24 protein-coding genes and 4 tRNA genes are annotated in these 21,923 nt (G+C 63.3%); 15 read left to right on the top strand and 13 right to left on the bottom strand.

Translation table 11 applies throughout. The features are described from left to right. Window positions 1-23: 23 nt before the first annotated feature. Entirely contained in the window at window positions 24-419 is a 396-nt protein-coding gene (locus JaAD80_RS04860; protein ID WP_102293131.1) for a hypothetical protein, read from the top strand. 101 nt (window positions 420-520) lie between these two features. Here the strand turns inward: JaAD80_RS04860 and JaAD80_RS04855 are convergent, their stop codons facing one another. Both JaAD80_RS04855 and JaAD80_RS04850 read right to left on the bottom strand, forming a co-directional pair. Then, the gene (locus tag JaAD80_RS04855; RefSeq protein WP_102293130.1) at window positions 521-1,504 is read right to left on the bottom strand and encodes a diguanylate cyclase domain-containing protein; all 984 of its coding nucleotides are present in this window, start codon (window positions 1,502-1,504) and stop codon (window positions 521-523) included. Window positions 1,505-1,806: 302 nt separating this feature from the next. Next, window positions 1,807-4,302, bottom strand: coding sequence for an ATP-binding protein (locus tag JaAD80_RS04850; RefSeq protein WP_102293129.1), 2,496 nt, complete (start codon window positions 4,300-4,302; stop codon window positions 1,807-1,809). A 326-nt stretch (window positions 4,303-4,628) separates the two neighbouring features. Here JaAD80_RS04850 and JaAD80_RS30560 point away from each other — a divergent pair, with 326 nt between their 5' ends. From JaAD80_RS30560 to JaAD80_RS04830, 5 genes are all read left to right on the top strand, one after another. Then, the gene (locus JaAD80_RS30560) at window positions 4,629-4,769 is read left to right on the top strand and encodes a hypothetical protein (protein ID WP_180979303.1); all 141 of its coding nucleotides are present in this window, start codon (window positions 4,629-4,631) and stop codon (window positions 4,767-4,769) included. 11 nt (window positions 4,770-4,780) lie between these two features. Continuing rightward, window positions 4,781-4,857: transfer RNA gene (locus JaAD80_RS04845), tRNA-Arg, on the top strand. Window positions 4,858-4,939: 82 nt separating this feature from the next. Next, window positions 4,940-5,016: transfer RNA gene (locus tag JaAD80_RS04840), tRNA-Arg, on the top strand. A 78-nt stretch (window positions 5,017-5,094) separates the two neighbouring features. Then, window positions 5,095-5,171: transfer RNA gene (locus JaAD80_RS04835), tRNA-Arg, on the top strand. A 426-nt stretch (window positions 5,172-5,597) separates the two neighbouring features. Further along, a tRNA-Arg gene (locus tag JaAD80_RS04830) sits at window positions 5,598-5,674 on the top strand. A 55-nt stretch (window positions 5,675-5,729) separates the two neighbouring features. Here JaAD80_RS04830 and JaAD80_RS04825 read toward each other — a convergent pair. Continuing rightward, entirely contained in the window at window positions 5,730-6,605 is an 876-nt protein-coding gene (locus JaAD80_RS04825) for an AraC family transcriptional regulator (protein ID WP_102293128.1), read from the bottom strand. 115 nt (window positions 6,606-6,720) lie between these two features. Here JaAD80_RS04825 and JaAD80_RS04820 point away from each other — a divergent pair, with 115 nt between their 5' ends. Both JaAD80_RS04820 and JaAD80_RS04815 read left to right on the top strand, forming a co-directional pair. After that, the gene (locus JaAD80_RS04820) at window positions 6,721-7,677 is read left to right on the top strand and encodes a phytanoyl-CoA dioxygenase family protein (protein WP_102293127.1); all 957 of its coding nucleotides are present in this window, start codon (window positions 6,721-6,723) and stop codon (window positions 7,675-7,677) included. A 92-nt stretch (window positions 7,678-7,769) separates the two neighbouring features. Beyond that, entirely contained in the window at window positions 7,770-8,915 is a 1,146-nt protein-coding gene (locus JaAD80_RS04815) for an alpha-hydroxy acid oxidase (protein WP_102293126.1), read from the top strand. A gap of 40 nt (window positions 8,916-8,955) precedes the next feature. Here JaAD80_RS04815 and JaAD80_RS04810 read toward each other — a convergent pair whose 3' ends face one another. The 7 genes from JaAD80_RS04810 to JaAD80_RS04785 form a co-directional block, all read right to left on the bottom strand. Then, window positions 8,956-9,393: a hypothetical protein gene (locus tag JaAD80_RS04810; protein WP_102293125.1), complete on the bottom strand. Its 438-nt coding sequence runs from the start codon at window positions 9,391-9,393 to the stop codon at window positions 8,956-8,958. Next, on the bottom strand, window positions 9,378-9,662 hold the full coding sequence (locus JaAD80_RS30120; RefSeq protein ID WP_146012255.1) for a hypothetical protein: 285 nt from the start codon (window positions 9,660-9,662) through the stop codon (window positions 9,378-9,380). Before JaAD80_RS30120 ends, JaAD80_RS04810 begins: the two co-directional genes overlap by 16 nt. A gap of 120 nt (window positions 9,663-9,782) precedes the next feature. Next, complete coding sequence (locus tag JaAD80_RS04805) at window positions 9,783-10,289, bottom strand: ATP-binding protein (RefSeq protein WP_102293124.1); 507 nt, start codon at window positions 10,287-10,289, stop codon at window positions 9,783-9,785. Window positions 10,290-10,495: 206 nt separating this feature from the next. Continuing rightward, on the bottom strand, window positions 10,496-11,302 hold the full coding sequence (locus JaAD80_RS04800) for a DUF6624 domain-containing protein (protein ID WP_102293123.1): 807 nt from the start codon (window positions 11,300-11,302) through the stop codon (window positions 10,496-10,498). 10 nt (window positions 11,303-11,312) lie between these two features. After that, on the bottom strand, window positions 11,313-11,981 hold the full coding sequence (locus JaAD80_RS04795) for a hypothetical protein (protein ID WP_102293122.1): 669 nt from the start codon (window positions 11,979-11,981) through the stop codon (window positions 11,313-11,315). A 42-nt stretch (window positions 11,982-12,023) separates the two neighbouring features. Next, a complete protein-coding gene (locus tag JaAD80_RS04790) occupies window positions 12,024-12,791 on the bottom strand; it encodes a CPBP family intramembrane glutamic endopeptidase (RefSeq protein WP_102293121.1) in 768 nt (255 codons plus the stop codon). A gap of 13 nt (window positions 12,792-12,804) precedes the next feature. Further along, on the bottom strand, window positions 12,805-14,382 hold the full coding sequence (locus JaAD80_RS04785; RefSeq protein ID WP_102293120.1) for a sensor domain-containing diguanylate cyclase: 1,578 nt from the start codon (window positions 14,380-14,382) through the stop codon (window positions 12,805-12,807). A 137-nt stretch (window positions 14,383-14,519) separates the two neighbouring features. On the opposite strand from JaAD80_RS04785, the gene JaAD80_RS04780 reads away from it, so the two are divergent. The 7 genes from JaAD80_RS04780 (at window position 14,520) to JaAD80_RS04750 (ending at window position 19,423) form a co-directional block, all read left to right on the top strand. Next, on the top strand, window positions 14,520-15,083 hold the full coding sequence (locus JaAD80_RS04780) for a GNAT family N-acetyltransferase (RefSeq protein WP_102293119.1): 564 nt from the start codon (window positions 14,520-14,522) through the stop codon (window positions 15,081-15,083). Beyond that, window positions 15,080-15,427 carry an SMI1/KNR4 family protein gene (locus JaAD80_RS04775; protein WP_180979302.1) on the top strand — a complete coding sequence of 116 codons (348 nt, stop codon included), beginning with the start codon at window positions 15,080-15,082 and terminating at the stop codon, window positions 15,425-15,427. The genes JaAD80_RS04780 and JaAD80_RS04775 overlap by 4 nt, the downstream gene beginning before the upstream one ends. A gap of 12 nt (window positions 15,428-15,439) precedes the next feature. Continuing rightward, a complete protein-coding gene (locus JaAD80_RS04770) occupies window positions 15,440-15,979 on the top strand; it encodes a GNAT family N-acetyltransferase (RefSeq protein WP_102293118.1) in 540 nt (179 codons plus the stop codon). Then, window positions 15,976-16,680, top strand: a complete 705-nt coding sequence (locus tag JaAD80_RS04765; protein ID WP_102293117.1) for a response regulator transcription factor — start codon at window positions 15,976-15,978, stop codon at window positions 16,678-16,680. The genes JaAD80_RS04770 and JaAD80_RS04765 overlap by 4 nt, the downstream gene beginning before the upstream one ends. Further along, complete coding sequence (locus JaAD80_RS04760) at window positions 16,673-17,896, top strand: HAMP domain-containing sensor histidine kinase (protein WP_102293239.1); 1,224 nt, start codon at window positions 16,673-16,675, stop codon at window positions 17,894-17,896. The genes JaAD80_RS04765 and JaAD80_RS04760 overlap by 8 nt, the downstream gene beginning before the upstream one ends. A 75-nt stretch (window positions 17,897-17,971) precedes the next feature. After that, entirely contained in the window at window positions 17,972-18,859 is an 888-nt protein-coding gene (locus tag JaAD80_RS04755; protein ID WP_102293116.1) for a PHB depolymerase family esterase, read from the top strand. A gap of 63 nt (window positions 18,860-18,922) precedes the next feature. Continuing rightward, the gene (locus tag JaAD80_RS04750; RefSeq protein WP_102293238.1) at window positions 18,923-19,423 is read left to right on the top strand and encodes a DUF1993 domain-containing protein; all 501 of its coding nucleotides are present in this window, start codon (window positions 18,923-18,925) and stop codon (window positions 19,421-19,423) included. 13 nt (window positions 19,424-19,436) lie between these two features. On the opposite strand, the gene JaAD80_RS04745 is transcribed toward JaAD80_RS04750, so the two are convergent. The 3 genes from JaAD80_RS04745 to JaAD80_RS04735 are packed head-to-tail and all read right to left on the bottom strand — an operon-like array spanning window position 19,437 to window position 21,828. Next, a complete protein-coding gene (locus JaAD80_RS04745) occupies window positions 19,437-19,892 on the bottom strand; it encodes a hypothetical protein (protein ID WP_102293115.1) in 456 nt (151 codons plus the stop codon). Beyond that, window positions 19,889-20,869 (bottom strand): D-2-hydroxyacid dehydrogenase, encoded by a 981-nt coding sequence (locus tag JaAD80_RS04740; RefSeq protein WP_102293114.1) that lies wholly within the window; start codon window positions 20,867-20,869, stop codon window positions 19,889-19,891. The genes JaAD80_RS04745 and JaAD80_RS04740 overlap by 4 nt, the downstream gene beginning before the upstream one ends. Further along, window positions 20,866-21,828: a LysR family transcriptional regulator gene (locus JaAD80_RS04735; RefSeq protein ID WP_102293113.1), complete on the bottom strand. Its 963-nt coding sequence runs from the start codon at window positions 21,826-21,828 to the stop codon at window positions 20,866-20,868. Before JaAD80_RS04735 ends, JaAD80_RS04740 begins: the two co-directional genes overlap by 4 nt. Window positions 21,829-21,923 lie beyond the last annotated feature (95 nt).

Raw genomic sequence — 21,923 nt, 5'->3', positions numbered from 1 at the left:
TTACCGTAATGAAAGGACATGCCATGAATATCGATACCATCGTCGACCAGGAATATGCCGACAAAAGCTTCCGCGACATCGTCAACGCCCCCATCAGCGCCTTGCGTGGCGTCAGCCCGAAGGATGCCAAGGCCTTGCAGCAGGCGTTTGGCGTGACCACCGTGCGCGAATTGTCCAACCTCAATTTCGTCAAGTGGGCCAGCGCCCTGGCGATACTGGCCGATGAAGAGGGCATGAGCGGCGAAGAGCGGGCCAAGGAAGAGCTGCTCGATGACGCCGTGGAAATGACCTTCCCCGCCAGCGATCCGATTTCCGTCGATGCGGGCATCACGCGCATCGAGGTGCCGCCCGAGACTGTCGACGCGCAGACGGATCACCAGCATGCGGGCCAGCACGCCGCCGCTGCCGGCAAGAAGTAATCCGCTCGGCCATTAAAAAACCGGCATGCCTTGCGGGGCGTGCCGGTTTTTTTATTCGCCTGCCGATGCATGGCAGGGCGCGACCGTCAGTGCGCATCGCCTCAGGCGATCGAGGGAATGCTGCTTTTTTGCATGTTGACTTGTGGCACGATCACTTCGTGGGGCGAGCAGCAATAGCGGTTCTTGCCGGCGCGCTTGGCTTCGTACAGGGCCGTGTCGGCCACGCCCAGCAGTGATTCGACGGAGGTGGCGTCGTCCGGATAGATGGCGATGCCGATGCTGGTGGACAGGCGCAGGGTCAGGTCATTGATGAAATACGGTTCGGAAATGACTTCGATCAGCTTGGCGGCCGGTTCGCGCGCGTCGCCCTTGCCGGCCAGGTTGCCCAGTACGATGACGAATTCATCGCCGCCGATGCGCGCCACCGTGTCTTCCTTGCGCGAGGCGCCCACCAGGCGGGTCGCCACCATTTTCAGGATGTCGTCGCCATAGCCGTGGCCGTAGCTGTCGTTGATGGCCTTGAAGCCGTCCAGGTCCAGGTACAGGATGGCCGACTTGCCCCGGTTGCGGGCCGATTGCTGCAAGGTGTGTTCGATGCGGTCTTCCAGCAGGCGCCGGTTCGGCAGGCCCGTCAGCGGATCGTGCAAGGCCAGTTCCTGCTGCTGCTTGCTGTATTGCGCCAGTTCCTTGTACAGCAGGCGCACTTCCAGCATGTTGTGGATGCGCTTGTGTACTTCCATCAGGTCGAACGGCTTGCTGATGAAGTCGCGCGCGCCTGCTTCCAGGGCGGCGATCTTGAAGCTGGGCTGGGCAGTGAGCGCCAGCACAGGCAGGTAGCCGCCATGTTCGATTTCCTTCAAGCCTTTCATGACCTGGAAACCATTCAATTCCGGCATTTGCAAGTCCAGCAGGATGAGGTCGTAGCAATGCTCCTTGTGCAAGGGGCATACCTGGGCCGGGCGCATGGTGGCCGTGACATTGCTATAACCGGCATCACGCAGGATTTCCAGCATCAGGTCGACATTGTCGGGGGAGTCGTCGACGACCAAAATTTTGGCTTTCAAAATCTCATCTTGGCTGGGCATGTGTGGTCTCGGTGAATACGGTCTATGCAATGCTGGCTACTACCGCAAATAATCGGCTTACGTCGGGTGGGGACGATAGTAGCGCCTTGCAATAAGATAGGGCGCACAACAGCGCACGAGGCCGCTGCTAGCCTCTCCTGGCAGCCAAGGTCGCCTGTCTCCAGCCTGCCGTACAGGTGTACTTCTTCATTTCAGTGTAGCAAATTTATTGGATGTTGCTTGTAGGACAGTGCCGCGTCTGAAAGTAGGAAGGCCAACCCCTGTGGATGGTCATTTTGTACTCAATTATTTATTTCTTTGCATTAAGTATTTACATTGCATCCATGCTCAGGAATCAGTGCGCCGGAGGCGGCCAGCTGCGCCACGGCGGCCAGCAGGGCCAGGGGATCCAGCGGTTTCGACAGGCAGGCCTGGAAGCCGCAGTCGAGCGCCCGCTGGCAGTCTTGCGGACGGCTGAGCGCCGTCAGGGCCAGCGCGGGCAGCGCGCCACCGTGTTCGGGCGGACGGGCGCGCAGCAGCGCCAGTAACGCGAAGCCGTCGGTGCCGGGCATGCCGAGATCGCTCACCAGCAGATGCGGCTGCACGCTGGGCAGCAACAGCAGCGCCTGTTCGGCGCTGGCGGCGCAGTGCACTTCGGCATGGCTGTCGCGCAAGATGCGCTCCGTCAGTTCACGCGCGTCCGCTTCGTCGTCGGCCAGCAGTATCTTGATGCCGCGCAAGTCGCACAAGGCGGGCGCTGCGCTGCCCAGCTTGCGTGCCGTCGCGGCCGGCATGCTCAGCGGCAGGAGCACGCTGAAGCAGGCGCCCTGCATTTCGCCGGCACTGCTGGCCGTGACGGTGCCGCCATGCTGCTCGACCAGGTGCTTGACGATGGCCAGCCCCAGGCCCAGGCCGCCATGCTTGCGTGTCGTCGAGGCATCGGCCTGGCGGAAACGGTCGAATACGTGCGGCAGGAAGTCGCTGCGGATGCCGACGCCGTTATCGGTCACCGTGATGGCCAGGCGCGCGCCGTCGCGGCGTACGTCGATAGTCACCCGCCCCCCTTGCGGCGTGAATTTCAGGGCATTCGACAGCAGGTTCCAGATGACTTGCTGCATGCGGCTGGGGTCGCCGGTGATGGTGCCCGCGTCGTCGGCGATGGCCGTGTTCAGGCTGATGTGCTTGGCGTCGGCCGCCGGGCGCAAGGTGTCGATGGCCGAGGCAATGATGGCGGCCGGCTCGATGGTCTGCAAGTCGAGCAGGACCTTGTCGGAAGTGATGCGGCTCATGTCGAGCAAGTCTTCGATCAGCTGCGCCTGCGCACGCGCATTGCGCTCGATGCTTTGCAGTCCACGGTGCAGGTCGGCCTGGTCGCGCGTGCCGCGCCGCAGCACCTGGGCCCAGCCCAGGATGGCCGACAGCGGCGTGCGCAGTTCGTGCGACAAGGTGGCGAGGAAATCGTCTTTCAGCTGGTTCGTGCGTTCGGCCTCGGCGCGCGCCTCGCGTTCGCTGTCGAGCAGCACCTTGCGTTCCTCGGCGGCGCGCCTGGCGGCCGCATACAGGCGCGTATTGTCGAGGGCGACAGCGGCCTGGGCGGCAATCGCCGAGACGATGCGTTCGCTGCGCGCGCTGAACATGCCCGCCTGCGGGTGGCCCAGCAGCAAGCGTCCCGGCCGCTGCCCCGTGCGTGCGGGCACGGGCAGGCTCAGGCAACTGCGCAGCGGCAGTTCGGCGTCGCTGGCATCCGGTGCCACCTGCAGCTCATTGCTGCGCAGGGCCGGCCCGCCGCGCAGTTCGGCGGCGATGGCGTCGGCTTGTTCCAGGCGGATGCCGGCCACCGCGCGCGCCGGCGGCAAGTCGCCATGGATCTCGGGATCGCTCTCGTCGTCATGGTAAAAGGCGCCGAAGCGCGCGCCGGTGATGCGCGTGGCCGCGTCGACGGCCGCTTGCAGCAGGGACGGCAAGTCGAGGGTGCTGGCCAGGGTGGCGCCCGTGCTGTTGAGTAATTCGAGCACGCGCGTCTCGTCGCGCAGCGCTTCCTGGGCCCGCTTGACCTGGTCGACGTCGGTACTCGTGCCAAACCAGCGCAGCAGCTGGCCGCCCCGGTCGCGCACGGGGTTGGCCCGCGTCAGGAACCAGCGGTACTGGCCGTCGGCGCTGCGGATGGGGAACTCCATCTCGAAAGGCGTGCCGTCGCGCAAGGCGGCTTTCCAGTCCAGCAGCATTTGCGGCAGATATTGTGGATCGTAGGCGATGCTCCAGCCGTCGCCCGCCATTTGCTGGGCGGTAGTGCCCGTGTAGTCGTGCCAGCGCTGGTTGTACCAGGCGATGGTGCCGTCGAAGCTGGCGATCCATGCCAGTTGCGGGATGGAATTGGCCAGCGCGCGCAAGTCTTCCTCGCTCTGGCGCAAGTGGTCTTCGGCCGCCTTGCGCTGGCTGATGTCCTGGATGTAGGTGGTCAAGCCGTCGCTGGAAGGGAAGATGCGCATTTCCAGCCAGCAGCCCAGCGCTTCATAGTAGAGCTCGAAACTGCAGCTATGCTGCGAGGTCATGGCGCGCCGGAACTGCGTTTCCATTTCCGTGCCCAGCAGGGCGGGGCAGGCTTGCCACAGGCTGCTGCCGGCCAGGCTCACGCCCAGCGGGCGCTGCGGCGCGAGCATGTCGGCGCCGCGCGTATTGATATAGCGGATGGTCCAGTCGCGGTCGAGCAGGCTGAAACCGTCGGTGATGCCCTCGAGCAGATTGGCGAGGCGCTCTTCCGACAGGCCCAGCGGCGCCGCTGGCGGTAGCAGGTCTTGCTTGCGTTCATGCTTGGCCATCGGGACTCCTGCAACAATGGGCCTGCCGCACGGGCCGCCGTCTCATGCCGGGGCGGCAGGCCGTGGTGCCGTCGCTGAGTTCAGTTAGTGAGTGGTCATGGCGGGGAGCGTGCGCCGCACATCGTCGCGCGCCGCAAGCGCTCCCTGCATGGCTGGTATTGTAGCTCCAAGCGGCAAGGCGCCACCGCACGCTTGCCGTTTGCGTGCGGCCATGGCGCGACAGCTGTTTTCTGTCCTGCTGCAGATAGCACTGGACAGGCTGGAAAGCAGTCCCTATAATCCCGCTTCTTTCGAGACAGCAACTTCTCGATTCGCTGGATGCCACTGTGAAAGCAGAAGTGTTCATCGATGCAAGGCGCAAGCTTTTTGGCAATGAAAAGATGGTGGATGGAGCGGGGCGTCATTCTGCAAAATCAGCTAAGCGATTGAAAAATCGAACTTTTCAAAGCGAAATGAATACGCTATAATGTTTGCCTGCGCGGCTGTAGCTCAGCTGGATAGAGTACTTGGCTACGAACCAAGGGGTCGTGGGTTCAATTCCTGCCAGCCGCACCAGAATACTGGAAATCAGACTTTGTCTGGTTTTGTTGTAAAAAGTTTGACCTCCATGCAGTAGCGGAGATGTTGTAGAAGTTTTGCGGCTGTAGCTCAGCTGGATAGAGTACTTGGCTACGAACCAAGGGGTCGTGGGTTCAATTCCTGCCAGCCGCACCAGTATCACCAAAATGAAGTCCGCTTCGTTTTGACGAAAGTTTCAAGCTTCGCGCCGTTCGGTGAAGTATGTAAGAGTTTGCGGCTGTAGCTCAGCTGGATAGAGTACTTGGCTACGAACCAAGGGGTCGTGGGTTCAATTCCTGCCAGCCGCACCAGTATCAGCAGTAGTGAAAAAACCCGGAAAGTTCGCTTTCCGGGTTTTTTTCGTTTCCGCCCGCGTACTGATGGCGTGACGTTGACCAGCTTGGACAGGCTGAGGATTTTGCCCGGCGCGGCGCTATTCGCGCGATGGCTGGCGTCTCTGTTGACCGAGAGGAATTTCCCTTCGTGATTCGAGATGCCGAGCGCCCCGAGATCATGCCGCCCGTCGTCAGCAAGGTGCCCGGCACCGTCGTGTACTTGCCTGCATTGCCCGGCACGCCGCCACCGGCAAAGCGGCCTTCGTAAATGCTGCTGATGATGATGATGATATTGCTTTAGGTAGTCGATTTCAGGTCGGTGCCATATTGCCGTCTCAATTGTGACATTTCCACGCTACGCCCTTTGCCATTCTGCAAAGCCCTGCTATAATCTTGTCTTAGGCGGCTGTAGCTCAGCTGGATAGAGTACTTGGCTACGAACCAAGGGGTCGTGGGTTCAATTCCTGCCAGCCGCACCAGAATATCGGGGGTCAGATTGTAAAATCTGATCCCCTTTTTCGTTTCCGGAAGGATTTACGCTGCGCCTCTGGCGCCGCGCCGGTAGTGCCGGCGGAAGGCGCGCGGCGTGGCCGCCTTGGCGGCGCGGAACTGGCGGTTGAAATGCGCGAGGTTGCGGTAGCCGGCTTCCTGCGCGATGACGGCGATGGCCAGTTCGCTTTCGATCAGCTGTTGGCAGGCGCGGCCGATGCGCAGCCGCGCCAGATACTCGCCCGGCGTGCAATGCGCGTGGCGCTTGAAAAAACGGTGGAACGCGCCCAGCGACAGGGCGGCTCGCTGCGCCAGGGTCTCCAGTGCAATCTCTTCGCGGAAATGCGCATGCATGAAGTCCAGCACGCTGGCCATGCGTTTTTGCTGGCCATCGCCATGCACGGGCGCCTGCGCGGCCGATGCCAGCGGCTGCGCGTGCCCATCGGCGGCCAGCGCCAGCAGCACGTCGAGCAGCAGCGGCAAGCGCTGTGGCACGGGTAGCGTATTTAATTGCAGCAACTGTGCGGCGCAACGCGCGCTTGTCTCCGGCGAAAAGTGCAGGGCCGGGCCTGCGCGGCCCGCCAGTTGCCGCAAGCCCTGCAATTCGGGAAAGCAGGCCGCCAGCTGTTCCAGCCACTCCAGGGAAAACCACACGACGACGGCCAGCATGGGCCGGCTGCTGTCGATGCGTTCGCTGGCCGACCAGGTATGCGGCAAATTCGGTCCCAGTAGCACCAGGTCGCCCGGTTCGAAATCACCGAGATGGTCGCCGATATAGCGCTGGCCACGCGCATTGACTGTCAGGGTCAGCTCGAATTGCGGGTGGTAGTGCCAGATGAAGGGAATGGTCTCGAGTTCGCGCCACAACAAGCCCCAGGAGTGGCCTGACGGTATCGTGACTTGTTCAAATAAAGGCGTCATTGTGACGTTTTTTGCGTTTGAATAGTCAGGATAGTACCAGTATTGGCCGCCAGCGGCGCATTTTGCCCCGCACAGGCAGTGCACAATCTGTCTCACATCAACACAGGAGACAGCGATGCAAGACAAATACCAGTACGGCGAAGACCGTCCAGGCAACCCTTCCGTGGCCTACATGGAACAAACCCAGCTGCGCGACATTCAAAAACAGCTGCCGCTGCGCGTATTGTCCGAAAGCGATTTTTTACACTGGCAAACGTATGGCTACGTCATCGTCAAGGATGCCGTGCCGCCGGAACAGGTGCGGCGCACCACCGATTTTCTGTGGGAATTCCAGGGACTCGACCAGCACGACCCCGCCACCTGGAACCAGGAGCAGTTGCGCGACCACGCGATGAAGGAACTCAACGGTTCCGGCATGGTCGAGGCCTATCACAACCAGACCCTGTGGGATAACCGCCAGACCCCGCGCGTGGTTGACGCCTTTGTCGATATCTGGGACCGCGAAGACCTGTGGGTGACCATCGACCGCGCCAACCTGAACACGCCGAACAATGGCAAGCGCAAGTTTGGCGGCTTCATCCATTGGGATGCCGACACCACGCTCGACCCGCTGCCCGTCAACGTGCAGGGCGTGCTGGCCCTGTCCGATACCTCGCCAGAAAGCGGCGGCTTTCAATGTTATCCGGAACTGTTCAACAACTTGCTGGCCTGGCGCAAGACGGTGCCGCTTGACCGCAACCCGTGGCAGCCGGATCTGGCGACGGTGCCGTATCCGATGGAATTCATCGCCATGAAGAAAGGCGAGTTATTGATCTTTAACAGCCTGCTGGCGCATGGCATCCGCCCGAATACGTCCACGGACCAGGTGCGCCTGGCGCAATACATTTCCTTCACGCCAGCCCAGCAAGACAATCAGTCGTTGCGCGACTGGCGCGTGCAAAGCTGGCGCGAACGCAGTGCGCCGCAAGGCTATGCGTTCCCTGGCGACCCGCAGGAAAAGGAAAAGCTGCGCTACCCGCAGGCGCGTTTGAGCGAGCTGGGCGAGAAAATCCTTGGCGCGCGCGACTGGTAAGCCACGGCTTGCCAGTCAGACTTGCCTGCCGGATAGACAATTGCGGGCAAATGCACGATCATGGTCCGACTTGCCATCGACCGAGGAAACGCATGAGTATCATCACCTGCATCGAAGACTTGCGCGTGCTGGCCCAGCAACGGGTGCCGCGCATGTTTTACGACTACGCCGATTCCGGCTCCTGGACGGAATCGACGTATCGCGCCAACAACAGCGATTTCGCCAAGATCAAGTTCCGCCAGCGCGTGGCCGTCAACCTGGAAAACCGGAGCCTCGCTTCGACCATGGTAGGCCAGCACGTGGCGATGCCGGTGGCCCTGTCGCCCACGGGCTTGACGGGCATGCAGCATGCGGATGGCGAAATCCTCGCGGCCCAGGCCGCTGAAAAATTCGGCGTGCCGTTCACCCTGTCGACCATGAGCATCTGCTCGATCGAGGACGTGGCGGCGAACACGACAAAACCATTCTGGTTCCAGCTGTACGTGATGAAAGACCGCGAGTTCATCAACCGCCTGATCGACCGCGCCAAGGCGGCCAACTGCGGCGCGCTGGTCTTGACGCTGGATTTGCAGGTGCTGGGCCAGCGCCACAAGGACTTGCGCAACGGCCTGTCGGCGCCGCCGAAACTGACGATTCCCAACATCATCAACATGGCTACCAAGCCGCGCTGGGTGATGGGCATGCTGGGCACGAAACGCCGCGGCTTCGGCAATATCGTCGGCCATGCCACTTCCGTCTCCGACATGTCGTCGCTGTCGGCCTGGACGCAGCAGCAGTTCGACCTCAGCCTGTCGTGGGCCGACGTGGAATGGATCAAGCAGCGCTGGGGCGGCAAGCTGATCATCAAGGGCATCATGGATGCGGAAGACGCGCGCCTGGCCGTGGCAAGCGGCGCCGACGCGCTGATCGTCTCCAACCATGGCGGGCGCCAGCTGGACGGCGCGCAATCGTCGATCGAAGCCTTGCCGGCCATCGTCGACACCGTCGGCAGCCAGATCGAAGTGCACATGGATGGCGGCATCCGCTCGGGCCAGGACGTGATCAAGGCCGTGGCCCTGGGCGCGAAAGGCGTGTACATCGGCCGCCCGTTCTTATACGGCCTGGGCGCCATGGGCGGCCCGGGCGTCACCAAATGCCTGGATATCCTGCGTAATGAACTCGACCTGACGATGGCATTTTGCGGCTTGCGCGACTTGCAGCAGGTGGACAAGAAAATCCTGCTGCCAGGCACGTTTTAAGGCCGGTGCGGCGGCAATGGCCTGGCCTTGCTGTCGCGTCTCAGCGCCGGATGGAGGCCAGTCTGCCATTTGTGAAAAGCAAGGAACGCCTGCTTTCGTATAACCACTCTTCGTGCGCGCCGGCCGCATCGGATATTTTGTGCATGCTGACAGGTTTTCCCCAGCCGGAGGCGCGTACCTGCTTCGCGCTCATGCCAATGTTGACGTCGCCTTTTGCTCGCAGGGAGGTCTCGAAGATAATTTCCAGGATGCCTTCTTTCGCCTCTGCTATCTCGATATCTTTGGGCGGCGAGGTGAAAAGATACTCGACAAAATCCAACCGCGAGCGTTTGGCCGGATCGTACACATTGCGAAATAGCGTCAGCGGTCCCGGCCTGGAATCGAATAGATAGTTGGAGATCTCCAGCGCCGCGTCTTTGTCATCTTCGAAGACGATCCGCGCATAGTGCCGGAAGTCTTTATCTACATAGCTATGCACGGTGAAACTCGTCGTTTCCGTGACGACAAACTTTTTTTTTCAGCGGGATTCCCGTCCTCGTCCAATTCCTGGAACTCATAGCGCGAGATGGCTTGTGGATTGGGAACGATCCAATATCTGGTCTCTTTCAAGGATTCAAGCATCAGTTTGGCCGCTGCCTCGTTCTTTGTCCGCTCGGCATCGACCGGCGCATATTGCGCCTGGGCAGATCCAGCCAGCAAGGCAAGCAGAATGGCCAGGCCGCTGCCGGCGAACTTTATTATTTTCACGGAATGCTGTCCTGTTTCTTATTGTGAGACATGCAGAGTATCAGCCGAAACGAAGACATGTCAAAAAAAGCATCCTGGTCGAAATTGCACAAGCTGCCGCCGCCAGGCCGCCGGCAAGGATTAACTGCCAGGTTGAACGATGCAAAAACCTTCCGAAGCAGCGGGCGGCACGAAGTGGCGCGTGATGGCGTCAAAATCAGCATCGCTGGTGGAGAACGGATGCAGCCCGCTTGCATTGCGCTGGCGCAAGCGTGCCTTGCATTCCTCGTCCGGCACGTCGAGGTAATGCAGCACGTGCGGCACGCCCGCCTGCTGGAACAGTTCGCGCATCCAGGCACGGCTGGCCGGCGTATTCGCAGGGAAATCGAGCACGACGGACACGCCCGCGCGCAGCAGCTGCAGGGCCAGTGGCGCGATGGCCGCGCGCAGGCGCGCCGCGCAGGCAAGGTAGTCGGCCAGGCTGGCAATCTGGCCCGGATACAGCTGCGCCAGCAAGCTGTCTTCGCTGATGCGCACGGTCTGTGGCGCGCTGGCCAGCCGGGCTGTCAGGGTGGATTTTCCGGAGGCAATCTTGCCGCACACGAGGTGCAGGGTAGGGGACGCGCTGGTGCTGGAAGTAGAGGTCATGTTCGCTCGCTAGAAAAGAAATAAAACCTGCGAGACGTCTTGACGGGTGCTGCACATCAAAGCCGCCTCTCAGGCGGCTTTGGCAACGACTATCCTGCTAAGCCACCAGCGTTGAAATGGCGGCAATAATGGCGGGCAGGGAAGTGGTGGTCGCGTGCATGGGGTAACGATGCCATGCGGACTTGGCCTTGTCAATGCCAGCGTGCTTACTCGAAGGACTGCCGGTATTGCGCATACGGCTCCATGCCCATGCTGGCGCGGCGCTGCTCCAGGTGCTGCGGATCGGCGATGGGGAAAGCGACGCTCCTGCCATCGCTGCCCGTCTGAAACTGGCTGCCGTACAGCTGCGGCAGCTTGTCATTGGTCAAGTCACGGTCGATCGCCAGGGCCAGCCTGGACGGCGTGATTTCACCTTGCGCGGCCGCCGCGCGCATCAGCGCCAGGCTGCTTTTGAGGAAGGCGTCCGAGCCATGCTGGGCGATCAGCCACGCGCTGGCCGCCGCCTTGTAGCCGACCATCGTCTGCGTGGGCCAGCCTTTGCTGGCGATGATGTGGCGCAATCGCGCTTCGTTCCTCGCGTCCGTTTCGCGCATGCGCTGGCGCGCCGGCAGGTCGGGCCCGCTTGCCGGCCAGTCCGCGCGGGCTGCCCGGTCGTCTTTCTCCATGGCCAGCAACTCCTGCGCCAGCGCCGCTTCCGGCACCGCCGTGCGATACAGCAGGAAGTCCGGCGCGCCGGCCGTTGACGCAGCATGAATCATCTTCGGTTCCGCCTCCCATTGCGGTGCCCGCACGAGCAGCGCCAGCCGGGTGCGTTCCGGCACGTCGATGCGGTAGCGGCCGTTCTCGGCCTGGCCGACGCTGTACGTCTTGCCAGGGCTGAGTTCGGCAGTGATGATGATGGCGGGCGGCAGCGGCGCGCCGTTGCTGCGGATGATGCCGCTGAGCTCAACGGCCCCCGCATGGGCGCTGATGCAGAGCAGGGGAATGAAGAGCAGGCGTGACAGGCGTTGCATGGCAGTACCCTCAGGATTGCTCTGGCGACAGGTCGATGCGGGTCCACGTCTGCTGGAACGCCGCCGCATCAAGCGGCTGCGCATGCGGGTCGTCTTGCCGGAACAGGCCGCCAATCAGCATGTCCTGGATGGCGCGCGTGAAACCGCCGTAGCCAGAGGGGTGGCCCCACTGGCACCGTGTGTGGGCGAAGAGGACGGCCTGCTGCTGCGTGGCCAGCTGCGCCAGCGCCAGCCGCAAAGTGGCGGCGGCATCGTCGCCCATGTCCGTGGCAATGGCGCAGACCAGGCGCTGGCTGAACTGCAGGGTCTTGCCCGGCAGGCCCAGCAGCGATTCATTGGCCAGGGCCAGGAACAGGTCGGGCGCCTGATTCTCCTTTTCACAGACGGTCCAGGCGGGCGCCCATGCTTCCAGGCTCATGAAGCGCGCGTCGCTGGTCGCTGGCGTGTGCGCCCACTTGGCATGCGATTTATCATTCCAGCCCAGGCGTCCGAACGGGATCGACCTGCCCTTGGGATTGTATTGATGGCTGCGCACGGCAGCCTTGCCGCCGCGTGCCTGCGCCACGACGGGCGTGATGGCAACCGCGAACGGCATCCATTGTGCCGCGTTCCACAGCCCCGGCGCATCGGGCGCGGCCAGCAGCAGGTAGACAGCATAATCACGGGCAAAGTACGTCACGCGGCAATCCTTTCAGGCAGGGACAGTGGAAAAATCTTGCTGCTACGCGGCGGCATCGGCCGGTGCCAGGGCGGCCCGCTGGCTGGGGCGCAGCAGGTAGACGCCGTACAGGCACAGCGGCAGCACGGCCAGCAGGGCCGCATATGGCAGGATCGATATGCTGTCCTCGGCCGTATCGGACAAGGTCGCCGTCACCAGCGCGAAATCCCAGACGCCATGCACGAGGACCATGGGCCAGACCGAGCGGGTGCGCAGGCGGATGGCCGCATAGCCGACGCCCTGCAAGGCGGCGGCCACGGCCTGCCACAAGGCGCCGCTGAAGTCGCCCGTGGCCAGGCCATTGGTGGTGTGCACCACGCCGAACAGCGCCGAAGATATCAGCACGGCCGGCCAGACTGCATGGCGCTCCAGCATGCCTTGCAGCAAGATACCACGGAACATCAGCTCTTCCGACACGGCCACCAGGGCCGCATTGCACGCCACCATCAGCAGCACGCGCGGCATGGGCCAGCCGCCGGCCCAGGCCAGCAACAGCATCAGCAGCGCATACACCAAGGGCGGCCAGACCAGCCAGAAGGTTTTCAAGGGCTGCGGTGGGTACAGGCCTACGGCGCGGCGCCGGTCGGACGCCAGCACCAGCAGCAGCGAGAACAGCGCGGCCAGTGTCCACGACAGGCCGATGCCGTTGCTGACGGCCGCCTCCACGGTCAGGTGGCCGGCGGAGGCGAACCAGCGCACGCCCAAAGTCAATCCCAGCCAGACGGCCAGTGCGGCGATAGCGACGGGCAAGGTGATATGGATTCTTGGCATGGAGTGGCTGGCTTTATGCGGGTGGCATGTGGCTGCTGACGCGGTTGCGCCCGCTGTTTTTCGACTGGTACAGCAGGGCGTCGGCCTGGCGTATCAGTTCGCTGCTGGTGGCTTGCCGGTCTTGGCTCGGCCGTAGCGTGGCGGCGCCCAGACTGATGGTCACGACGCCGTTGGCGCTGGCAGCGTGCGCAATCTGCAAGGCTTCCACCGCCATGCGGATGGCTTCGGCAACTTGCAGGGCGCCGGCGGCATCGGTTTGCGGCATGATCACGGCGAACTCTTCGCCGCCGTAGCGGGCCGCCAGGTCTTCTTCTCGTCCCACGCTGCGCGCCACGGCGCCGGCCACGGCTTGCAGGCAGGCGTCGCCCGCCACATGGCCATACTGGTCATTGAATTTCTTGAAGAAATCGACGTCCATCATGATCAGCGAGACGTCATGCCCGCCGCGCTGCGCACGGTGCAATTCATCTGCCAGTTTTTCATCGAAGCAGCGGCGGTTGGCCAGGCCCGTCAAGCCGTCCTGCGAGGCGTGCGCCGCCAGGTCGGCATTCGCGTGCTGCAGCTCGGCCGTGGCCAGGCGCAGGCTGGCCTCGATGCGGTCGCGCAGCGCGAACTGCAGCATCAGCTTGCGGAACAGGTACAGCAATGCCGCCCCCGCCACCAGCGAGGCCAGCACGATCTGGATGCTCAGACGCTGCCATTCGGCGAAAATGTCCTCCTTCGACAAGCCCGCCGCCACGATGACGGGAAAGCGCTCCAGGTGGCGGTAGCTGTACAGCCGTTCGATTTCGTCCACCTTGGCCGTCATCATGGCCGTGCCGACCGGCCCTTTCTCGCGGTAGGCGCGCAAGAGGGCGCCGGAGGAAATATCCATGCCGATGATCTCGGGCTGGAACGGGCGCCGGTAAATCAGCGTGCCGTCATCGAGGGCAAAGAATGCCGTGCCCGTATTGCCAAGGTTCAGGCTGTCGTAGATGCGCTCAAAGGAAGCCAGCCCCAGCGTGACCAGCACCACGCCGGCAAAAGAACCGTCCGCCGACTCGACCCGGCGCGACACGGGCAAGACCCATTTACCCGTCGATTTGCTGAGCACCGGCGCACTGATGCGGCTGCCCAGCTGCTTGTGTGTCTTATGATAGATAAAGTAGTCGCGGTCGGCATTGTTGCCTTCCTGTCCCGTGCCGGCCGAGGTGGCAAGCCAGTCGCCCTGGCTGTCAAAAATGAAGATGCCGGCAATTTCCACGATATTGCGCGACAGCTGCACCAGATGGGATTCCAGGCGCTCGCCCGTATGGTCGTTATTGCCTTCGTTGCGCACGTGTTCGGCGATATCTTCCAGCATCACGTCGGCCACTTCCAGTTCCATGTAGGCTTGCGAGGCCAGGGCGCGGGCCATGTTTTCCGTTGTCGCGCCCGCTTCGCGCAGGCGCACCGTGTGCGAGGACCAGACGATCCAGACGGTCATGCCAAGCAGCAGCGCGCACATGGAGAAAAAGGCGATGCTGGACCAGATGAGCGCAGGCCGCTTGTGGCTGTGCAAGTCGTCGGGCTGGGGCGGGCCAGCGTCTGCTGCGGTCTTTACTGCGTGCATGGGCGAATCATGAAGTTGGGTCAAAGATAGGGTAAAAATGTTGCCATACTACATTAAAAGCACCGTCACAAAGTTGCCACATTCTTATAGTTGCATGGAATAATAAGGATTGTCCGTTTCAACCAGGATTCGCATTCATGACTTACGCCAAAACCATTACCACCGACCGCCTGATCCTGCGCAAGCCGCAGCCATCCGATGAGGCGGCCCTGTTCGCCATGCATAGCGATCCCGAGGTGATGCGCTATTTCAGTGAACCGCCATGGGAAGATGCGGGCCGCGCCACAAAACAGATCGCCGAGGATATCGCCGCCTTCGAGCAAGAGGAATTTTTCCGTTTCGCCATCGAACTGAAGGAAACCGGGGAATGCCTGGGCAGCTGCAGCCTGTTTTCCGAGCATCGCCTGAACCGCCGCGCCGAGATCGGCTATGCGCTGGGCCGCCCGTACTGGGGCAAGGGCTATATGCACGAAGCCTTGTCGGCGCTGCTGGAATACGCCTTCATCGAACGCGACCTGAACCGCCTGGAAGCGGACATCGACCCGCTCAACGCCGGCTCGGCCAGCGCCCTGGAGCGCCAGGGTTTCAACCGCGAAGGTTTCCTGCCCGAACGCTGGATCGTCGGCGGCCACGTCAGCGACTCGGCCTTGTACGGTTTGCTGCGGCGCACGTGGGAAGCGCGGCGCAAGGGAGTGGCGTGAGCCAGCAGGCGGTCGAGGCGTTCCAAGAATGGCTGGGCCACGCCTTGCCCGCTCACTACGTGGCCTTCCTCAGGGACTGGGACGAAGACATGCGCGGCGAGCAGGTATTTCTGTACGGCGCAGAGAGCTTAATGGAGCGCAACGAAACCTATGAGACGCGGCAATTCTGTCCCGGCTTCATCACCATCGGCGACGATGGCGGCGGGCGCGCCGTGATGCTGGCGCTGGACGAGGATGAGCGCGCCGTGTACCTGGTTGGCCACGGTTCCATGCAGCGCGACGATTTCGAGCTGGCCGCCGAGGATTTCCACGCCTGGCTGGCCGCCGATTGCCCGGTTGACTGAAAGGAGACAGCGATGATCGTTGACAAGTTGCCCAGTTGCCAGCACCCGCTGGTAACGCTGCGCCACCTCGTGCGCGGCGATGCGCCTGCCTGGTATGCCTACTTGGCCGAGCCCGCTGTCGTCGAGCACACGAGCTGGAACTTGCGCTCCATCGATGACCTGCAAGCCAATTTCGATGCCTACGAGGCCAACGACCCGGCGTCGCCGATCCGCCTGGCCGTGGTGTTGCGCGAGGGCGGCCAGCTGGTGGGCACCGTCGGCTTCAATGCCGTGTCCCCGCAAAACCGCACGGCGGAAATCGCCTACGACCTGGCGCCGGCCATCTGGAACCGGGGCGTCGCCAGTTCCCTCGTCGACTCCGTGACGGACTGGGGCATGCAACATCTTGGCTTGCTGCGCATCCAGGCCACCGTGCTGGACAGCAATCTGCGTTCGATCCGCGTGCTGGAACGCTGCGCTTTCGCGCGCGAAGGCTATCTGCGCAGCTACCGCCTGGTGCGCGGCAAGCCAGGCAACTTCTGGCTGTATGCGCGCATCGCCAGCCTGGCATGACACGCCGCCTGAGCATCCTGCTGGTGGAAGACCATGCAGGCATCGCGCGCCAGGTGCTTGATTTTCTTGATGGCTTGCAATGGCAGACGGACCATGCTGCCACGGGCGCGCTGGGCGTGCAGCTGGCAACGCAGAACAGCTATGACGTGGTGCTGCTGGACCTGAACCTGCCCGACATGGATGGCTTGCAAGTGTGCCGCGCCATCAAGGCCGGTGCGCCCATCAATGTGCCCGTGCTGATGCTGACGGCGCGCGACGCGTACGAAGACAAGGCGCGCGGCTTTCGCGATGGCGCCGACGATTATCTGACCAAGCCGTTCGACCTGCGCGAAGTGGCCCTGCGCTGCGAGGCGCTGGCGCGGCGGCGGCAGCTGCACGTGCGGCAGGAAATGCGCGTGGGCGTGGTCACCTTGCTGACGCGCGAAGGACGCGCCCTGTACCGTGACGTGGCGCTGCCCCTCACGCAGACGGGTTTCAATATCCTGCTGCTGCTGTGCCGCGAACATCCGCACGCCGTCTCGCGCTCGGCCTTGCTGCAACACTTGTGGGGCAGCCAGCCGCCGGACAGCGACGCCCTCAAATCGCACATCTACGCACTGCGCAAGCAGCTGGACCTGGCCGGCGGCGCAGGCGTGCTGGTGACGATACCGCAGCTGGGCTACCGCCTGGCCTTCGATGCGGAAGGTGGCGACGGTGGCTAAAACGATCCGCCGCAGCCTGTTTGCCGCGCTGGCCGGCTTTGCTGTTTTGCTGTGCCTGTGCTACACGGGCCTGGCGCTGGTGATCGCCTATGTGACGGAAGACATGCTGGTGCAGCGCCTGCTCGAGCGCGAAGCGGTGGCCGTTAGCGCGCGCTGGCAGCAGGACGGCAAGCTGACGCCATCCGGTAACGATCTCATCAAGACTTGCGCCAGCTACGCCGACCTGCCGCAAGTGGTGCGTGAACAATTGTCGCCAGCAGCGCCGCGCGCCGAAGTATTTACCGGCACGGGCCAGCACTATCACGCGCTGGCACTCGACCTCGTGACCGGTGGCAAGCCGGTGCGCGCCTATCTGCTGGCCGACGTGGCGCCCGTGCTGGTGGTGCAGCGGCTGGCGCAGGAGGTGGGCGGTGTCGTGGCCGGTGTCGCGCTGGCGCTGGTGGCCCTGGCCCTGCTGCTCGCGTACTGGCTGGCACGGCGCCTGGTGCGGCCGTTGCAGCGGCTGGCAGAGGAAGCCAGGCTGCTGGCGCCTGGCGCCACGGTGCGCTTCAGCGAGCGCGAGCGTCCTGACGAGATCGGTTTCCTGGCACGCCGCCTGGAAACCACGTTCATGGAACTGCAGGCAGCCCTGCAGCGCGAACACGCGTTCGCCCGCGACGTCAGCCATGAATTGCGCACGCCGCTGACCTTGCTGCACAACACCCTGGCACTGGCCCAAGCGCAGACCCTGGATAGCCAGGCGCAGGCGCAGCTGCGGCAAGCTACGGACGAGATGCGCGCCACCATCGACGTGCTGTTCGCGCTGGCGCGCGCGGAACAGTTGCCGGGCGAGCCGCTGGAGCTGCGCGGCTGCATCGAACAATCTCTGCTGCGCCTGCTCGACGAGCACCGCTGGGATGCCAGCGGGCTGGCCCTGGACTTGCCCGGGCGGCTGGACGCTGTCGGCAATCCGCAGCTGGCCATGTTGCTCGTCAATAACTGTCTGGCGAATGCGCTGTTCCACGGCGGTCCGGATTGCCAGCTGAAAATTGCGTATGCGCAAGGCTGCCTGAGCATCGTCAATACCGTGGCGGCGGGCCAGCCGCGGCGCATCCAGGGTTTTGCGCATGGACAAAGCCTGCTGGCCCGCGTGGCGCAGGCCATGCAGTGGAGCATCGCCTTCCATCCTGGCGTCACGCACTACCGGGTCGATATCCTGCCGCGCCTGCGCGCATAAAGCGGCTGGATTTCACCGCGATTTCACCGGCGTCTGCGTAAGCTGTGTTCTCCATTGACCCAAGGAGAGCACCGCATGAAATTTCTGATCAGCCTGCTGGTACTGGCCGCTGGCAGTTTCCCCGCGCTGGCCCAGGTGAGCAGCCTCGTCCATAAAGATGACAAGCGCCGCTACATCGTCTACACGCCGCCGTCTTACCAATCCCGGCCGCAGCAAGCGTTTCCCGTCGTCTTCAATTTCCATGGCGGCGGCATGAGCATGGCCGAGCAGATGCTGTACACGCAGATGAACAGGGCGGCCGACCGTCACCGGTTCATCGTCGTCTATCCGCAAGGCATCAGGCAGGACTGGAACGTGGGGTTCGGCATGGATTACCTGGCGGGCACGGACGACGTCGGTTTCACGCAAGCCATGCTGAGTAAGCTCAGGCAGGACTACCGCATCGATGACAAGCGCATCTATGCCACCGGTCTGTCGCGCGGCGGCTTCTTTGCCTTGCGCCTGGCGGCTGAATTGCCCAGGCAGTTCGCGGCCGTCGCCTCCGTGGGCGCGCCGATGCCCGTGCCCGTCATCGATCACCATGCCGCGCCTTCGCCGGTGGGCATGCTGCTGATACACGGCACGGCCGACAAGGTGGTCTTGTATGGAGGCAAGAACGGAGGCAAGGATAGCGGCTATCTGTCCGCCGAGGAAACGTTTGCCTATTGGCGCAAGCACAATGGCATCGACGGCGCTGTACCGCCGGCGCGCCTGTTTTCTGGCGTGCCCGGCGACGATACGCAGGTGACGCAGGTGGAACAAAGCAATGGTGCGCAACAGGTGGCATTGATCACTGTCAAGGACGGCGGCCATACGTGGCCCGGTGCCGATGCGTTCAATATGGGCCTGCCGATCGGCAAGACGACGCGCGCCATCGATGCGAATGACATCATCTGGGAATTTTTCAGCAGGCAGCGGCGCTAGCACTATGGGGACGCGGGTGGCTGTGGCACACTCCAGTTATCTTGAATCTTGCACAAGGAATTGATGAACAGCCACCCCGTTCCCGTCTTTTGCCGCTCGCTGGCCCAGCTCTCCGCCATGCTCGACAAGCTTGATGGCCAGCCGCAGATCCTGGCGGCGCGCTTGCACCCGGACATGCTGCCGTTCGCCCAGCAAGTGCGCGCGGCCGTGAGTTTTTCCCTGCGCGGCTGCTGCCCGCTGGCGGGGCTGGCCGTGGCCGATTTCAGCGCCGCCGCCAGCTTGCAGGAGCAGATCGCGCAGACCATGCGCTACTTGCAGGAGATTCCCGCCGCGCGCTTCGATGGCGCGCCGGAGCGCATCTGCCGCGACCGCGCCGGCTTTGCCGACATCGCCCTGCCAGCCGACGCGTATTTGAATCTGTATATTCTGCCGAATTTTTACTTTCACTTCAGCATGGCGTATGCGATTGCGCGCAGCCATGGCGCACCCATCGGCAAGGGCGATTTCGATGGCTATCACGCATATGCGCCGGGGTTTTCCTTCGAGCGGCCGGCGGCGGCTTGAGTCGCCTGAAGGGCTAGAGGCCCGCTTCTTTCCACGAAGCCAGTCCCAGCCGCTTCAACAGCCGGCCCGACAGCCCGCAGCTCCAGCAGCTCATCTGGATTTGCCGCTGGCGCGCCGGGTTCGCCTGCCAGGCGCGCTGCGCGTAATCGAGCAGGGCGTCGCTGAGGGGCGAGGAATCGGCCGTCGCAGGCAAGCGCGTCATCAGCGCGCAGATGCCGTGCACGGTGTCACCCAGGCGCAGCAAGCCCGCCAGCAGCGCGCGCAAGACGGCGCCGTCGATGGAACTGCTGGCCTGGGTAAAACGTTGCTGCCAGCCTGCCCCGCGCCGCTGCCACAGGACCAGCAGGGCAGGCACCTCGCCAGGCTGCAGTTGCCCGATCAGCTCGTCCGCTTCGTGAAACAGGTCGAGGCGCGCGTAGTCATCTTCGTCGCCGCACAGCAGTTCATCCAGCTCGCGCAAGACGCTCATGCCACCACGTTCACGGGCACACCGCGCTCAAACGCTTCCACATTGCCGATCAGGATGTCGGCCAGCTTCTGCATGGCTTCGCCACTGGCCCAGGCCGTGTGCGGCGTGAGGATGAAATTGGGCAGGCGCAAATTTAACAGCGGGTTGTCGGGCAGGGGCGGCTCCTTGGAGAGCACGTCGAAGCCGGCGCCGCCGATCACGCCGCGTGTCAGGGCATCGGCCAGCGCCGCTTCATCGACCAGGCCGCCGCGTGCCGTATTGATCAGCAGGGCGGTCGGCTGCATGCGCGCCAGTTCTTGCGCGCCGATGATGTTGCGCGTGGCCTCCGTCAGCGGCAGGTGCAGGCTCAGCACGTCGGAGGTGGCCAGCAAGTCGTCAAGACTCACTTGCGTCACGCCGCCTTCCTGGATGGGGGAACGGTTGTGGACCTGTACCTGCATGCCGAAGGCGCGACCCAGCTGCGCCACGGACTTGCCCAGCGCGCCGTAGCCGAGCAATCCCAGGCGGCTGCCCGCCAGGTCGCGGATCGGGTGGCCGAACAGGCAGAAGCGGTCGGACGCCTGCCACAGGCCCGCTTCCACGTCCGCGCGGTAGGCGATCAGTTGGCGCCGCAGGGCCAGCATCAGGGCCAGGGTATGCTCGGGCACGGTGGCGCGCGCGTAGTCGCGGATATTCGCCACGACAATGCCCCGTTCGCGGCAGGCGGCCAGGTCGACAATATCCGTGCCGGTGGCGGCCACGGCGATCATTTGCAGGTCCGGCAGTTGCGCCAGCTCGGCCGCGCGCAGCGGCACCTTGTTGGTGATGGCGATGCTGGCGCCTTGCAGGCGAGCCACCGTCTGCTCTCTGCCCCTGGTGTGCGCATGCTCTTCCCAGCTGTGGGAAAAGGCGGGCCGGCGCACGCTGGCGATCAGGCTGTCGCGGTCGAGAAAGACGATGCGGTGCGGGTGCGGCGATATGCTTGCTGCTACGGTCATGGCTGTGCCTCGGTCAGGTTGGCGCGCGCGCCGGGCAGGCTGCTCTTGCCCTTCAGTTGCGTGGCCGGGTGGTTGGTAAACATGTCGGCGACCCATTCGACAAACACGCGCACCTTGGCGGACAGGTGGCGGTTGGGCGGATAGATCACGTGGATGGGCAAGGGGTCGGATTCCCATTCACTGAGCAATTCCACCATTTTGCCCTGTTCTATCAGGGGCGCAAGCATGAAGTGCGTCATTTGCACGATGCCCAGGCCCGCCAGGCCGGCGGCCGTGTAGGCGTTCGAGTCGTTCAGGGCGATATGGCTGGGCATGGCAATCTGGATGCGTTCGCCGGCGCGCGTGAAATCCCATTCGAAGGTCTTGCCCGTCTTGGCGGAGAAAAAATTCACGCCCCGGTGGCGCGGCAAGTCGTTCGGATGCTGCGGCGTGCCGTGGTAGGCCAGGTAGCCGGGCGAGGCGCAGGTCATGAAGTGCAGCACGCCGACGCGGCGCGCGATCAGGTTCAAATCGCCCAGTTCGCCGCCGCGCACGGCGCAGTCGACACCTTCCTCGATCAGGTCGACGGGGCGGTCGCTGCACCCGAGTTCCAGCGAGATATCCGGGTAGCGGGCAAAAAAGTCGGGCAGGGCAGGGATGATCAGCTCGCTGGCCAGCGCCGTGGGCGCGTCCACGCGCAGGCGCCCGCTGGGACTCAGCCGCGTGCGCGACAACGATTCTTCCGCTTCGCGCACGTCCGACAGGATGCGCACGCAGCGTTCGTAATAGGCGGCGCCATCCGAGGTGATGCTGACGTGGCGCGTGGTGCGGTTCAATAACTTAACCGACAGGCTCGCTTCCAGCGACTGGATCAGGGTCGAGACGGTGGCTTTCGGCAGCTGCATGTTTTCCGCCGCGCGCGTAAAGCCGCCCGCGTCGACGACTTGAATGAAAACTTCCATGGCTTGCAGCTTGTTCACTTGAATTCCTATCACTTTATGCGCGATTATTCAAAATCCTGAACAATCAATTCGGCATTGCACTCTTTATCAGATTGTAGAACAAGTCTATAGTT

This window comes from Janthinobacterium sp. AD80 (assembly GCF_002878455.1).
In the GTDB taxonomy this organism is placed as follows: domain Bacteria; phylum Pseudomonadota; class Gammaproteobacteria; order Burkholderiales; family Burkholderiaceae_D; genus Janthinobacterium.
Note: the sequence above shows the minus strand (reverse complement) of the source record. Positions and strands in the feature narration are given on the sequence as shown.

What these genes read in the sequence shown, in the direction of transcription:
- JaAD80_RS04820 (WP_102293127.1), top strand. Translation starts at nt 6,721, where the DNA reads ATGCAAGACAAATACCAGTACGGCGAAGACCGTCCAGGCAACCCTTCC.
- JaAD80_RS04770 (WP_102293118.1), top strand. Translation starts at nt 15,440, where the DNA reads ATGATCGTTGACAAGTTGCCCAGTTGCCAGCACCCGCTGGTAACGCTG.
- JaAD80_RS04765 (WP_102293117.1), top strand. Translation starts at nt 15,976, where the DNA reads ATGACACGCCGCCTGAGCATCCTGCTGGTGGAAGACCATGCAGGCATC.
- JaAD80_RS04755 (WP_102293116.1), top strand. Translation starts at nt 17,972, where the DNA reads ATGAAATTTCTGATCAGCCTGCTGGTACTGGCCGCTGGCAGTTTCCCC.
- JaAD80_RS04800 (WP_102293123.1), bottom strand. Translation starts at nt 11,302, where the DNA reads ATGCAACGCCTGTCACGCCTGCTCTTCATTCCCCTGCTCTGCATCAGC.
- JaAD80_RS04780 (WP_102293119.1), top strand. Translation starts at nt 14,520, where the DNA reads ATGACTTACGCCAAAACCATTACCACCGACCGCCTGATCCTGCGCAAG.
- JaAD80_RS04805 (WP_102293124.1), bottom strand. Translation starts at nt 10,289, where the DNA reads ATGACCTCTACTTCCAGCACCAGCGCGTCCCCTACCCTGCACCTCGTG.
- JaAD80_RS04740 (WP_102293114.1), bottom strand. Translation starts at nt 20,869, where the DNA reads ATGACCGTAGCAGCAAGCATATCGCCGCACCCGCACCGCATCGTCTTT.
- JaAD80_RS04745 (WP_102293115.1), bottom strand. Translation starts at nt 19,892, where the DNA reads ATGAGCGTCTTGCGCGAGCTGGATGAACTGCTGTGCGGCGACGAAGAT.
- JaAD80_RS04855 (WP_102293130.1), bottom strand. Translation starts at nt 1,504, where the DNA reads ATGCCCAGCCAAGATGAGATTTTGAAAGCCAAAATTTTGGTCGTCGAC.
- JaAD80_RS04850 (WP_102293129.1), bottom strand. Translation starts at nt 4,302, where the DNA reads ATGGCCAAGCATGAACGCAAGCAAGACCTGCTACCGCCAGCGGCGCCG.
- JaAD80_RS04825 (WP_102293128.1), bottom strand. Translation starts at nt 6,605, where the DNA reads ATGACGCCTTTATTTGAACAAGTCACGATACCGTCAGGCCACTCCTGG.
- JaAD80_RS04860 (WP_102293131.1), top strand. Translation starts at nt 24, where the DNA reads ATGAATATCGATACCATCGTCGACCAGGAATATGCCGACAAAAGCTTC.
- JaAD80_RS04815 (WP_102293126.1), top strand. Translation starts at nt 7,770, where the DNA reads ATGAGTATCATCACCTGCATCGAAGACTTGCGCGTGCTGGCCCAGCAA.
- JaAD80_RS04750 (WP_102293238.1), top strand. Translation starts at nt 18,923, where the DNA reads ATGAACAGCCACCCCGTTCCCGTCTTTTGCCGCTCGCTGGCCCAGCTC.
- JaAD80_RS04785 (WP_102293120.1), bottom strand. Translation starts at nt 14,382, where the DNA reads ATGCACGCAGTAAAGACCGCAGCAGACGCTGGCCCGCCCCAGCCCGAC.
- JaAD80_RS04790 (WP_102293121.1), bottom strand. Translation starts at nt 12,791, where the DNA reads ATGCCAAGAATCCATATCACCTTGCCCGTCGCTATCGCCGCACTGGCC.